Raw genomic sequence first — 12,827 nt, 5'->3', positions numbered from 1 at the left:
CCCGCAAAAAAGATGGGCTACGATATCACAGCGACCGCTACGGAACAGCGGCGCCCACTTACATGGAGGTGTTATGAGCATTCGCGATTGGCCAGCGGCGGAGCGACCGCGGGAGAGGTTACTTGAGTTGGGTTCGGCGAGTCTTTCGGACGCCGAGTTGCTAGCGATTTTTTTACGTACCGGTGTATCGGGTAAAAGTGCAGTAGATCTGGCACGGCATCTGTTGAATCAGTTTGGCAGCCTGCGTTTACTGCTCGAAGCCGATCAAACTGCATTCAGCAGGCAATTGGGGCTCGGGCCGGCGAAATTCGCTCAGTTGCAAGCGGCACAGGAAATGGGCAGGCGGCATTTAGCCGAACGTGTGCGCCAGAAATCGGCACTGGAAAATCCGCAGGCGGTTCGTGATTACCTGAAGTCGATGCTGCGCCATGAGCCTCACGAGGTATTCGGCTGTCTGTTTCTGGATTCAAAACATCAAGTGCTGACCTTTGAAGTGCTGTTTCGCGGCTCCATCGACAGTACCAGTGTCTATCCAAGACAAGTGGTTAAACGCGCTTTGGCCCACAACGCCGCAGCGTTGATCCTCTGCCACAACCATCCGTCGGGTAACTCCAATCCCAGTCAAGCCGACCGGATGCTGACCAAGCGCCTGCAAGAAGCGCTGGACCTGATCGATGTGCGGGTGCTCGACCATTTCATCGTCGGTGATGGCGATCCGTTGTCCATGGCCGAGTACGGGTGGATGTGAAGAGGAAAGGCTAGATGAGTCACTGTGAGCGAGCCTGCTCCCACGGCTTTTGTGGTGACGCTGATTACTTGAAGTTGACCTTGGAGTAATCCTGCCGGCCAAACGGGCTGACCCGATAACCCTCGACGTCTTTGCGCGTCAGGGCGAAGGCCGTGGGGTGGGCCAGTGGCAGCCACAATGCCTGTTGCTGTATTTGCGCCTGGGCCTGTTCGTAGAGCTTGGTGCGTACACCTTGCTCGCCAGTGGTCTTGCCGGCGCTGATCAGCTTGTCCAGATCCTGGTTGCAGTAACGGGCGAAGTTGGTGCCGGCTTTGATCGCCGCACAGGAAAACTGCGGCGTGAGGAAGTTGTCCGGGTCACCGTTGTCGCCGGCCCAGCCCATGAACAGCAGGTCATGCTCGCCGGCCTTGGCGCGGCGAATCAGTTCGCCCCATTCGATCACGCGGATCTCTGCTTGAATGCCGATTTCCGCCAGGTCGGACTGAAGCAATTGCGCACCGAGGCTCGGGTTGGGGTTCAGCAGGCTGCCGGAAGGACGGGTCCAGATGGTGGTCTGAAAACCGTTCTTGAGCCCGGCCTTGGCCATCAATGCCCGGGCTTTCTCGACATCATGCGGGTAGCCCGGCAAGTTTTTGGCATAGCTCCAGGTGTTGGGTGGGTAGGGCCCATTGGCAGGTTCGGCGGTGTCTTCGAATACGGCCTTGAGGTAGTTGGCCTTGTCGAACGCCAGGTTGATTGCCTGGCGCACTTCCGGCTTGTCCAGCGGCGGATGTTGGCTATTGATGCCGACGAATGCGGTCATGAAGGCGTCAGTCTTTTCCACCTTCAGGGTCGGCTCCTGCTTCGCAGCCTGCACGTCCAGCGGTTTCGGCGACAGGGCGATCTGACACTCGTTGCGGCGCAATTTCTGCAAGCGCACGTTGGCGTCCGGGGTGATCGCGAAGATCAACGGGTCCACCGATGGCTTGCCCTGGAAGTAGTCGCGGTTGGCCTTATAGCGAATCGAGGCATCTTTCTGGAAACGCGTGAAGATGAACGGGCCGCTACCGATCGGCTGGCTGTTGAGCTTCTCCGGAGTGCCGGCCTTCATCAGTTGCTCGGCGTACTCGGCCGAATAGATCGAGGCGAAGCCCATGGTCAGGGTCGGCAGGAACGTCGAGTCCGGGTGATCGAGGGTGAAGCGGATGGTGAGCGGGTCCAAGGCGTCGATCTTTTTGATCAGTGTCGGTAACTGCATCGACTGAGCGTGCGGGAAGCCGCTCTGGGCGATTTTGTGCCACGGGTTTGCCGGATCGAGCATGCGGTCGAAACTGAATTTCACGTCTTCGGCGGTCAGGTCGCGCGTCGGGCTGAAATACTCGGTGCGGTGAAATTTCACCTGCGGATGCAACTTGAAGACGTAGGTCAGGCCGTCGGGCGTGACGTCCCAGCTGTCCGCGAGGCTGGCGACCACTTTGCCGCTGGCCGTGTCGAAGTCCACCAGGCGGTTCATCAGCACGTCGGCCGAGGCGTTGGTGGTGGTCAACGAGTTGTATTGCACCACGTCGAACCCTTCCGGACTGGCCTCGGTGCAGACGCTCAGGGCGGCGGCATGGGCCAGGGGGCTCAGCAGAAGCGGGGCGAGCAACAGTGGTAGGGCAGCGAGGCGCATGGTCGGATTCCTTTACAGATCGAAGGCCCATCTGCAAGTGCAGTCTGGAAAAGGCTTACCCTAGTGGGCTCTTTTGCAAATGACTATCCCCTTTTTCATTTTCAGGGGAGTATGGGCGATTGTTTTCGGTGAGTGACGGTTGAGAAAAACCCTGAATTGTCCCGTTGGCCGATTCTCTGCGACGAGCGGTCGCTATCGGGCTTAGCCTTTGCCCAAGGCGCTCGGCGCCCGAAAAAACGGGTTTTTATCAACTCAATTCACACCGGTTGTTGTTGCTCTCTGGTCTTTCTGGTATAAAGCAGCGCTCTTTTCTAGGGGCCCGGTTCCTTCGTTTGTAGGTGTAGCCGGTAAGACCCTTAAAGAAACGCGGCGCCTGGCGCCAAATGACTGAGAGATTAAGCGGCCAACCCATGCCGGGTTGGGCATGTGGTTTTAGAGGGCTGAGGCATGTCGAGAGTCTGTCAAGTTACCGGTAAGGGTCCGGTGACTGGGAATAACATTTCCCACGCAAACAACAAAACCCGTCGTCGTTTCCTGCCGAACCTGCAGCATCACCGCTTCTGGGTTGAGTCCGAGAAACGTTTTGTGCGTCTGCGCGTATCTGCCAAAGGCATGCGTATCATCGACAAGCGTGGCATTGATGTCGTGCTGGCCGAAATCCGTCGCGATGGCAAGATCTAAGGGAGCTAATCATGCGTGAATTGATTCGTTTGATTTCGAGCGCCGGTACTGGTCACTTCTACACTACCGACAAGAACAAGCGCACTACTCCGGACAAAATCGAGATCAAGAAATATGATCCGGTTGTTCGTAAGCACGTGATCTACAAAGAAGGCAAAATCAAGTAATTGATTTTTCCTCCTTACGAAAAAGGCCCGTATCGCGAGATACGGGCCTTTTTTGTTGCCTGTCGGTTCAAGCGGCACAAACCCTCAAGCCTTCTGTTCAAACACCACATAAATCTTGCGGCACGGCTCCAGCACTTCCCAGGTGCCTTTGAAACCGGCCGGAATCACGAAGCGATCGCCCACGCGCAGGGTCTTGGCGCCGCCGTTGTCATCGCGAAGCACTGACACCCCCTGAACGATTTCGCAGTATTCGTGTTCGGTGTAGTTCACCCGCCACTGACCGACTTCGCCTTCCCAGACACCTGCACTCATCTGGCCGCACGGGCTGTTGTAGTGGTTGTACACCGTTTGTTCGGGGTCGCCCTTGAGGACTTTGGCCGGGTCTGGCCGATAGCGATCGGGCTGGGTGGTGGCCTGACTGAAATCGACGATATCCTGAATGCTCATGTTGGTATTCCCACGTGATTGCGGCGCGACTGACTGGAAAGTTGAAAGTCTATGTTTATTAAAATGAACATCGCAAGGCCATTTAACGGCCCTTTGTCAAATATATTGAAACTTCACCCGTCGCTGGTTTAGGGTAACGGTTGCCTTGAGCCGAAAAGCAGGCTGGCCGGGCAGAATTCCTGACAGCACCCGCGAAGAGCGCGGGCGCTCGTATTCAATAAGAGGAGGACACTCGTATGACCACCCTGACTCGTGCCGACTGGGAACAACGGGCTCGCGATCTGAAGATCGAAGGCCGTGCCTACATCAATGGCGAATACACCGATGCAGTCTCCGGTGAAACGTTCGAGTGCATCAGCCCTGTCGATGGCCGTCTGCTGGGCAAGATTGCCAGCTGTGACGCCGCCGACGCCCAGCGCGCCGTGGAAAACGCTCGCGCCACGTTCAATTCCGGCGCCTGGTCGCGCCTGGCGCCGACCAAGCGCAAAGCCACCATGATTCGTTTTGCCGGCCTGCTGAAACAGCACGCCGAAGAGCTGGCCCTGCTCGAAACCCTGGACATGGGCAAGCCGATCAGCGATTCCCTGTACATCGACGTTCCTGGCGCGGCGCAAGCCCTGAGCTGGAGTGGTGAGGCCATCGACAAGCTCTACGACGAAGTCGCCGCCACCCCGCACGATCAGTTGGGGCTGGTGACTCGCGAGCCGGTCGGTGTGGTCGGTGCGATCGTGCCGTGGAACTTCCCGTTGATGATGGCCTGCTGGAAACTCGGCCCGGCGCTGTCCACCGGTAACTCAGTGATCCTCAAGCCTTCGGAAAAATCGCCGCTGACGGCTATTCGTATTGCAGCGCTGGCAGTTGAAGCCGGCATCCCGAAAGGTGTGCTGAACGTGCTGCCGGGTTACGGTCATACCGTCGGCAAGGCCCTGGCCTTGCACAATGATGTCGACACCCTGGTGTTTACCGGTTCGACCAAGATCGCCAAGCAACTGCTGATCTACTCCGGCGAATCGAACATGAAGCGTGTCTGGCTTGAAGCCGGTGGCAAGAGCCCGAACATCGTGTTCGCCGATGCGCCGGACCTGCAAGCCGCCGCCGAATCGGCTGCCAGCGCTATTGCCTTCAACCAGGGCGAAGTCTGCACCGCCGGTTCGCGCCTGCTGGTCGAGCGTTCGATCAAAGACAAATTCCTGCCACTGGTGATCGAAGCCCTCAAGGCCTGGAAGCCGGGCAATCCGCTGGACCCGGTGACCAACGTCGGTGCGCTGGTGGATACCCAGCAGATGAACACCGTGCTGTCCTACATCGAATCCGGTCATACCGATGGCGCCAAGCTGGTGGCTGGCGGCAAGCGTATTCTTCAGGAAACCGGGGGCACCTACGTCGAGCCGACGATTTTCGACGGTGTCAGCAACGCGATGAAAATTGCCCAGGAAGAAATCTTTGGCCCGGTGTTGTCGGTGATCACTTTCGATACCGCCGAAGAAGCCGTTGCGATTGCCAACGACACCCCTTACGGCCTCGCGGCGGCAGTATGGACCACGGACATCTCGAAGGCCCACCTCACCGCCAAGGCATTGCGTGCGGGTAGCGTTTGGGTCAACCAGTACGATGGCGGCGACATGACCGCGCCGTTCGGTGGCTTCAAACAGTCCGGGAACGGTCGCGACAAGTCATTGCACGCGTTCGACAAGTACACCGAGCTGAAGGCGACCTGGATCAAGTTGTAAGCCTGTGTGGAGCCCGATCGAACATCGGGCTCCCGAGCGACACAGATCCCCTGTGGGAGCGGGCTTGCTCGCGAAGGCGCCGTAACAGCCAACGATGATGTTGGATGTGATGGCCTCTTCGCGAGCAAGCCCGCTCCCACATTTACTTTGTGCGGCCAGTAAAAATAGCAATCCACAGGAGCGTGGAACATGCGTTGGGCGACTTATTTCGCCGTCTTGGCGTCTGTCTTGAGTGTCGGCCTGGCCCTGGGCGTCAGCATGCCGTTAGTGTCGCTGCGCCTGGAAGGCTGGGGTTACGGCTCGTTCGCGATTGGCGTGATGGCGGCGATGCCGGCCATTGGCGTGTTGCTGGGGGCGAAGATCTCCAGCCATCTCGCGGCCCGTCTTGGCACGGCCAATCTGATGCGCCTGTGCCTGTGGGCCGGGGCGGTGTCCATCGGCTTACTAGCGCTATGGCCGAGCTACCCGATCTGGCTGGTGCTGCGGTTGATGATCGGGGTGATCCTGACACTCGTCTTCATCCTTGGTGAAAGCTGGATCAACCAACTGGTGGTCGAGCAATGGCGCGGCCGATTGGTAGCGCTGTATGGCAGCAGTTATGCGCTGAGTCAGCTGGCCGGGCCGCTACTGTTGGGGGCGTTGGGCACCGAGCACGATTACGGTTTCTGGGTGGGCGTCGGTTTGCTGATGACGTCACCGTTCCTGCTGCTGGGCCGTAGCGGAGCGCCCACCAGTGAGGCCTGCAGCGTGACCCTCAACGATTTGCTGAACTTCTGCCGCGGCCTGCCGGCAATTGCCTGGGCGGTGTCGCTGTTTGCTGCGTTCGAAGCGATGATCCTGACCTTGTTGCCGGTCTACTGCCTGCGTCAGGGCTTCACCACGGAAATCGCCCTGGCGATGGTCAGTACGGTGGTGGTGGGGGATGCCTTGCTGCAATTGCCGATTGGTGCGCTGGCTGATCGCTTGTCGCGGCGTACATTGTTTACCGGCTGCGCGATGCTCTTGCTGCTGTCGAGCCTGGCGATTCCATTGCTGATCGATACGTTGCTGATCTGGCCGCTGTGGGTGTTGTTTGGCGCCAGCGCTGGCGGTCTGTTCACCTTGTCGCTGATCCTGATCGGTGAGCGTTATCGCGACGATGCGCTGGTGCGGGCCAATGCCCATATCGCGCAGCTGTGGGGGATCGGTTGCCTGATCGGGCCGTTGGCGGCCGGTGCCGGGAGCCAGTGGGTCAGCGGGCACGCCTTGCCGTTGCTGATGGCGGCGGGCGCGTTGGGGTTGGTGATTCTGGTATCGCGGCAAGGGGCGTTTGGAGTGGTTGCCGAGCCGGCCTGAGCGCTGCACAAAACCTGTGGCGAGGGAGCTTGCTCCCGCTGGGGCGCGCAGCGGCCCTAAATCATGTGCTGTCGCTTACTCAGGTGGAGCGTGGACGTCGATTTGCGACTGCTGCGCAGCCGAGCGGGAGCAAGCTCCCTCGCCACAATTTATCACCAGACTCCTGACTACAGCATTTTCTCCAGGCCAATCGTACTGCTGAACCACGAATTGAAATGCCGCCACCAGCTCCCCGGTTCCTTGGTCAATGTGTGCTGCTTACCGTCGTCTTCGGTGATCCAGACTATCTGACCCTTTTCCAGTCGCGCGTGATAGCTGAGGGCCGGGGCCATACCCTCCAGCGCCAGTTCGCGCACACGCTCGGCAAGTTCCGGGTTGTCCACCAGCACCCCGACTTCGGTGTTCCAGAGCACCGAGCGCGGGTCGAAATTGAATGAGCCGATGAAGGTTTTTTGTCGGTCGAAGATCATGGCCTTGCTGTGCAGGCTGGAATCGGAGCTTTGGTTGGATGATCCTCTGTGAAACAGGCTCGGTCCGCTGCCGCCGTTGTCCCCGGGCTGGCGGCGTAATTCGAACAGCTGCACGCCATGCTCCAGCAAGGCTTTGCGATAAGGCGCATACCCACCATGCACGGCGGGAACATCGGTGGCTTCCAGTGAGTTGGTCAGCAAACTGACCGACACCCCGGCATCGGCGCGACCGGTCAGGTACACCAGTCCCGGTTGGCCGGGTACGACGTAGGCCGAGATCATGATCAGCTCTTTGCTGACCCCGTTGAGTTCAGGCGCCAACTGGGTGGTCAGCAGCAAGTGCGGATCAGGTTCTCCGTCGGACAACACCTTGCTCGGTGCGTCCCATAGCGCCTTGTTCCAGGCCCAGATCAATTCCTGCCGCCAAACGTCCATGCGTGGATGAGTGGTGTAGGTCATCAACTGCAGATAGAGCGCGTGGTTCTGTTTGCGCGTTTCTTCCAGGGATTCGTCCAGGCGGGTCCGGGTATTTCTCAGGTCCCTGGCGCTCGGCCTGCTTGAGAGAAACTGCTCGATCGGCTTGCTCAGGGCGCTGTTCCAGTATTGGTCGAAGCTGTGTCCCAACTGCTCTGCAGCCGGGCCGACACTGAGCATGTCGATGTCGGTGAAATTCAGTTTGGGCTCGGCATCGAAATACTCATCCCCCAGGTTGCGCCCGCCCACGATTGCCACGCTATTGTCCGCCACCCACAGTTTGTTGTGCATGCGGCGATGTTGCTGCGACAGGTTGAACAGCCGGCCCATGGTACGCGTCACGACGGTGCTGCGGCCCAGGTGCAGCGGGTTGAAGACGCGGATCTGAATCTTCGGATGGACAGCGAGGGTTGCGATGATCTGGTCCAGGCCATCGCTGGTGGTGTCGTCGAGCAGAATCCGCACTCGCACGCCTCGGTCGGCGGCTTTGAGCAGCTCGCTGATCAGTATCCGTGTGCTGATGCCGTCATGGACGATGTAATACTGCAAATCGAGGCTGCTTTGGGCATTTCGAATCAGCTCGGCGCGGGCGGTGAAGGCCTCGGTGCTATCGGATAGCAAGCGGAAGCCCGACTGACCCTGGTGGGGAGCGGCCTGGGCCTGGATCGAGCGGCCGAAAGCAGAGTCGGTCGCCGGCAGGGCCTGGCTCGGTTCGCGAGGGACGTGGAGCGTCGTGCAGCCACCCAGGAACGAGGCGAGTAACAGCAGAGCAAGCAGGGGCTGTCTGATTCTCACGGCGCATATTCCGGATGGTGGCGGATAGCATATGGACGCCGTATCCCGAAGAAAGGTCAGTCGGTTTCCGCCAGCAGTTTGATTGCTGTCGCACCGACCTTGCGCACAGCTTCTTCAATCTGCGGGGTCGTTTTGGCAGCGTAGTTCATCCGCAGGCAATTACGGTATTTGCCCGAGGCGGAAAAGATACTGCCCACGGCAATCTGTACGCCCTGATCATGCAGTGCACGATTGAGTTTCAGGGTGTCGAAGCCCTCCGGCAGCTCAACCCACAGCATGAAGCTGCCTTGCGGACGGCTGGCGCGGGTGCCGGCCGGGAAATAACGGGTGACCCAATCGATCATCGCGTCGCGATTGCGCTGGTATTGCATCCGCATCCGCCGCAAATGCGGTTCGAAGTGCCCGGCCTTGAGAAATTCGGCAATTGCAATCTGTGGTTGCGTCGCGGTGGAGCCGGTGCTGATGTACTTCATGTGCAGCACGCGCTCCAGATACCGGCCCGGCGCGACCCAGCCAATGCGCAGGCCCGGTGCCAGGGTCTTGGAAAAGGAACTGCAGAGCAGGACGCGGCCGTCTTCGTCGAAGGATTTGATCGTGCGCGGGCGGGGGTAGGTGTAGGCCAGTTCGCCATACACATCGTCCTCGATAATCGCCACGTCGAAACGCTGTGCGAGGTTCAACAGCGCACGTTTGCGTRACTCCGGCATGATGTAGCCCAGCGGGTTGTTACAGTTGGGGGTCAACTGTATGGCTTTGATCGGCCATTGCTCCAACGCCAGTTCCAACGCTTCGAGGCTGATGCCGGTGAGCGGGTCGGTGGGGATTTCCAGCGCTTTCATGCCCAGGCCCTTGAGGGTCTGCATGGCGCCGTGAAAGCTTGGCGAATCCACTGCGACGATGTCACCCGGTCCGCAGATGGCGCGGATGCTGGTCGACAGCGCTTCGTGGCAACCGGTAGTGATCACCAGATCGTTGGCGCTCAATTGGCAGCCGGAATCGAGCATCAGGCGGGCGATTTGTTCGCGCAGTTCGAGGGTGCCGCAGATGTTGTCGTAATACAGGCCTCGCATGTCCTGCTGGCGGCTGATACGTGCGAGGTTGCGCAGCAGCGGTTTCATGGTCGGCGAGGTGATGTCCGGCATACCGCGGCCCAACTGCACGACATCCTTGCGCGGCACGGCGCGGATCAGTTCCAGCACCTGATCCCACTGTGAAATATCCACCGGTCGTTGGGCTGGGCGGCCGACCACGGGTAGCTCTGGCAGTTCGCGGCTCACCGGTACGAAATAGCCGGATTTGGGTTTGGGCATCGCCAGGCCTACGTCTTCCAGCACTCGATAGGCCTGTTGCACCGTGCTCAGGCTGACCCCGTGCTCGACACTCAGCGCCCGCACCGAGGGTAGCCGGTCACCGGGGCGATAGAAGCCCTGTTCGATACGTGTGCCGAGCAACTCGGCGAGGTTGACGTAAAGGGTCATGGTGCAGTCTCGATGTGGGTGATTCGGTTAACCAATACAGATGGGGCAAAAATAAGCGATTCAGAGGCTGGAACAGAAAAACTGTATGGAATTAATACTGCCCTGTTGAATCTGTAATGCTTTTTGCCGTCCGCGCATCATGAAAGCTCTGGCTACCCAAGTAAACAGGAGCGACGAAAATGAACGGCTTGAGCGATGTGCGGCTGACGTTACACAGTCAGGAACTGGCGGCAGGGCAACAGAACGGCGCGCGCGAGGCAATTATGTGCAACGCACCGTCCTGCCTGGGGCGCTGGGGTCTGTTCTGGCATCGTCTGCACACGCGTAAGGCGTTGTTGGAGCTGACGCCGGAGCAACTCAAGGATGTCGGGTTGAGTCGGGAGCAGGCGCGGGAGGAGGGGCTTAAACCTTTCTGGCATCTGTGAGATGAACCGCGATCCCTTGCAGGTGCAGCCTTCGGCAGCTCCTGCAAGGGTTCAGGCCAGTTCTTTAAGACGATGCCAAAGCATTCCCAACGCCAACAACGGCGAGCGCAAATGTTTGCCGCCTGGAAAGGTAATGTGCGGCACCTTGGCAAACAGATCGAAACCACCACTGTGCTGGCCGCTGATGGCCTCAGCCAACAACTTGCCTGCCAGGTGCGTGGCGTTTACGCCATGACCAGAATAGGCCTGGGCGTAATACACATTCGGTTGCTCCTTGAGCCGGCCGATCTGCGGCAGGCGATTAGCCCCGATGCCGATCATCCCGCCCCACTGATAGTCGATTTTCACCCCGGCCAGTTGCGGGAACACCGCCAGCATCTTCGGACGCATGTATGCGGCGATGTCTTTCGGATCGCGTCCTGAATAATGGCAGGCGCCGCCGAACAGCAGGCGGCGGTCCGCCGAGAGTCGGTAATAATCCAGCGCTACCCGTTGATCGCAGACCGCCATGTTCTGCGGCAGCAGCGCGTGAGCCTGCTCTTCACTCAAGGGTTCGGTGGCGATGATGTAACTGCCGGCGGGCAGCACCTTGCCGCCAAGTTGCGGGTTGAGATCGTTGAGGTAGGCGTTGCAGCCCAGCACCAGGGTCTTGGCGCGGACCGAGCCCCGGGCGGTGTGGACCTTGACCTCGCGGCCATAATCGATGCGGGTTACAGCCGATTGCTCAAACAGTTTGGCGCCCAATTGCCGGGCTGCGGCCGCTTCGCCCAGTGCCAGGTTCAGTGGGTGCAGATGCCCGGAGCCCATGTCGATCAAACCACCGACATAGCGATCGGAACCCACCACGCTGTGCATTTCGTTGGCTTGCAGCAGACGGGTTTCGTAACGGTAACCGAGCCTGCGCAGCTCGCTGGCGTCTTCAGCGAAGCCTTCCAGGTCATGGGCCTTGTTGGCGAGGTCGCAGTAGCCCCAGGTCAGGTCGCAAGCGATCTGAAAGCGCTCGATTCGCTGTCGGACGATTTCCACCGCTTCCAGTCCCATCAGTTTCATCTGACGCACGCCGTCTGCGCCGATCACGTTGGTGAACTGATCGAGGCCATGGCCGACGCCGCGAATCAATTGCCCGCCATTACGTCCGCTGGCGCCCCAACCGATCTTGTGCGCTTCAAGGAGCACCACGCGCAAGCCTCGTTCAGCCAGTTCCAGCGCGGTGTTCAGCCCCGAGAACCCGCCGCCCACCACGCACACGTCTGCAACCAGCTCACCTGTGAGTGTTGGAAGGTCGGGTTGCGGCAGGCTGCTGGCGGCGTAATAAGAGGCGACGTGCCGGTGGTTAGGGGCAGGTTGCTGAACGGGGGCGTTCATGGACGTCATCCTGATGCGTGTGTTTGAAAAAGTTGACGGAGCATAAGCCGCCCCTTCGGATACGGGCAACATTGGTCGGTTGGCGCTGTCTGGATTGGGGCTTTTGCGTCAGAATCCCGGTCTATTCCGCATTCGGGTCACCGCTTCGATGAGCTGCAACAGTCAGAAAATTCGCGCGCTGCGCCAGCAGATTCCCACCTTCGAGTGCGTGCCCGGCTGCCATGATTGCTGTGGGCCGGTCACCACCTCGCCCGAAGAAATGTCCCGCCTGCCGCGCAAGACCCGGGCCGAGCAGGACGCGGCGATGGACGAACTCAATTGCGTCCATCTGGGGCCCAACGGCTGCACGGTGTATGACGAGCGCCCATTGATCTGCCGTCTGTTCGGTACCACCAAGACATTGCCATGCCCCAATGGACGGCGGCCAGTGGAGCTGATTCACCCGCGGGTCGAGAAGCAGATCCACGAATACATGGCCAGTACCCGGCAGGTGTTGGTGTAGGGCTCAATCCGGAATCGGCAGACTCAAACTCTCTTTCACTTCTTCCATCACGATATAGCTCTTGGATTCGCGCACATGCGGCAACTTGAGCAGGATGTCGCCCAGCAATTTGCGGTACGAGGCCATTTCGGAAATCCGCGCTTTCACCAGGTAATCGAAGTCCCCTGACACCAAATGGCATTCAAGTACGTGGGGCAGTTTCAGCACCGCGCGTCGGAACTCTTCGAAAGTATCGCCGGATTTGTAGTCGAGACTGATCTCGACGAACACCAACAGACTACCCTTCAGGTGCTGCGGATTCAGCCGGGCGTTGTAGCCCATGATGATCCCTTCGCGCTCCAGGCGCCGTACCCGTTCAGTGCAGGGGGTGGTGGAGAGGCCGACCTTTTCCCCCAGTTCGGTGAAGGAGATACGCCCGTCCGCTTGCAGAATCCGCAGGATGTTGCGGTCGATCTTGTCCAGCTCACGTTTGGTCTGAGTGTTGGTCCGCATAGGGGATGCGCCTCCGTGAAAAGGGTTTTTGCCGAGAATTGTCGCCAAATATAAGCACTTATATAGT

General features: G+C 59.4%; 13 protein-coding genes. 7 read left to right on the top strand and 6 right to left on the bottom strand.

Annotated features, from left to right (window positions below; genetic code table 11):
* The first annotated feature begins 73 nt into the window (after positions 1 to 73).
* Positions 74 to 748, top strand: coding sequence for a RadC family protein (gene radC, locus AC1DIS_RS07445; RefSeq protein WP_477748468.1), 675 nt, complete (start codon positions 74 to 76; stop codon positions 746 to 748).
* 64 nt (positions 749 to 812) lie between these two features.
* Here the strand turns inward: radC and AC1DIS_RS07440 are convergent, their stop codons facing one another.
* Complete coding sequence (locus AC1DIS_RS07440; protein ID WP_018927491.1) at positions 813 to 2,399, bottom strand: ABC transporter substrate-binding protein; 1,587 nt, start codon at positions 2,397 to 2,399, stop codon at positions 813 to 815.
* A 447-nt stretch (positions 2,400 to 2,846) separates the two neighbouring features.
* Between AC1DIS_RS07440 and rpmB the strand changes: the two genes are divergently transcribed.
* Together rpmB and rpmG are read left to right on the top strand one after the other, a co-directional pair.
* On the top strand, positions 2,847 to 3,080 hold the full coding sequence (gene rpmB / locus AC1DIS_RS07435; protein ID WP_018927492.1) for a 50S ribosomal protein L28: 234 nt from the start codon (positions 2,847 to 2,849) through the stop codon (positions 3,078 to 3,080).
* A gap of 11 nt (positions 3,081 to 3,091) precedes the next feature.
* A complete protein-coding gene (gene rpmG / locus AC1DIS_RS07430) occupies positions 3,092 to 3,247 on the top strand; it encodes a 50S ribosomal protein L33 (RefSeq protein WP_003177274.1) in 156 nt (51 codons plus the stop codon).
* An 84-nt stretch (positions 3,248 to 3,331) separates the two neighbouring features.
* Here rpmG and AC1DIS_RS07425 read toward each other — a convergent pair whose 3' ends face one another.
* Positions 3,332 to 3,694 (bottom strand): cupin domain-containing protein, encoded by a 363-nt coding sequence (locus AC1DIS_RS07425; RefSeq protein WP_018927493.1) that lies wholly within the window; start codon positions 3,692 to 3,694, stop codon positions 3,332 to 3,334.
* A gap of 236 nt (positions 3,695 to 3,930) precedes the next feature.
* Here AC1DIS_RS07425 and AC1DIS_RS07420 point away from each other — a divergent pair, with 236 nt between their 5' ends.
* Together AC1DIS_RS07420 and AC1DIS_RS07415 are read left to right on the top strand one after the other, a co-directional pair.
* Positions 3,931 to 5,424, top strand: coding sequence for an aldehyde dehydrogenase (locus tag AC1DIS_RS07420; RefSeq protein ID WP_477743567.1), 1,494 nt, complete (start codon positions 3,931 to 3,933; stop codon positions 5,422 to 5,424).
* 189 nt (positions 5,425 to 5,613) lie between these two features.
* The gene (locus tag AC1DIS_RS07415; protein ID WP_064621103.1) at positions 5,614 to 6,759 is read left to right on the top strand and encodes an MFS transporter; all 1,146 of its coding nucleotides are present in this window, start codon (positions 5,614 to 5,616) and stop codon (positions 6,757 to 6,759) included.
* Positions 6,760 to 6,926: 167 nt separating this feature from the next.
* Here the strand turns inward: AC1DIS_RS07415 and AC1DIS_RS07410 are convergent, their stop codons facing one another.
* Entirely contained in the window at positions 6,927 to 8,498 is a 1,572-nt protein-coding gene (locus tag AC1DIS_RS07410; RefSeq protein ID WP_477743568.1) for a phospholipase D family protein, read from the bottom strand.
* Between the two features lie 56 nt (positions 8,499 to 8,554).
* A complete protein-coding gene (locus AC1DIS_RS07405; protein ID WP_477780807.1) occupies positions 8,555 to 9,976 on the bottom strand; it encodes an aminotransferase-like domain-containing protein in 1,422 nt (473 codons plus the stop codon).
* A gap of 179 nt (positions 9,977 to 10,155) precedes the next feature.
* Between AC1DIS_RS07405 and AC1DIS_RS07400 the strand changes: the two genes are divergently transcribed.
* Positions 10,156 to 10,401 (top strand): DUF1127 domain-containing protein, encoded by a 246-nt coding sequence (locus AC1DIS_RS07400; RefSeq protein ID WP_064621101.1) that lies wholly within the window; start codon positions 10,156 to 10,158, stop codon positions 10,399 to 10,401.
* A 51-nt stretch (positions 10,402 to 10,452) separates the two neighbouring features.
* Here the strand turns inward: AC1DIS_RS07400 and AC1DIS_RS07395 are convergent, their stop codons facing one another.
* Positions 10,453 to 11,766: an NAD(P)/FAD-dependent oxidoreductase gene (locus AC1DIS_RS07395; RefSeq protein WP_064621100.1), complete on the bottom strand. Its 1,314-nt coding sequence runs from the start codon at positions 11,764 to 11,766 to the stop codon at positions 10,453 to 10,455.
* A 148-nt stretch (positions 11,767 to 11,914) separates the two neighbouring features.
* Here AC1DIS_RS07395 and AC1DIS_RS07390 point away from each other — a divergent pair, with 148 nt between their 5' ends.
* Positions 11,915 to 12,268: a YkgJ family cysteine cluster protein gene (locus tag AC1DIS_RS07390; protein WP_064621370.1), complete on the top strand. Its 354-nt coding sequence runs from the start codon at positions 11,915 to 11,917 to the stop codon at positions 12,266 to 12,268.
* Between the two features lie 3 nt (positions 12,269 to 12,271).
* On the opposite strand, the gene AC1DIS_RS07385 is transcribed toward AC1DIS_RS07390, so the two are convergent.
* Positions 12,272 to 12,760, bottom strand: coding sequence for an Lrp/AsnC ligand binding domain-containing protein (locus AC1DIS_RS07385; protein WP_003177284.1), 489 nt, complete (start codon positions 12,758 to 12,760; stop codon positions 12,272 to 12,274).
* Between the last annotated feature and the right edge of the window lie 67 nt (positions 12,761 to 12,827).

This window comes from Pseudomonas sp. 05N433 (genome assembly GCF_056396925.1).
The sequence above is the reverse complement of the archived record's forward strand: the minus strand, read 5'-3'. Positions and strand labels throughout refer to the sequence as shown.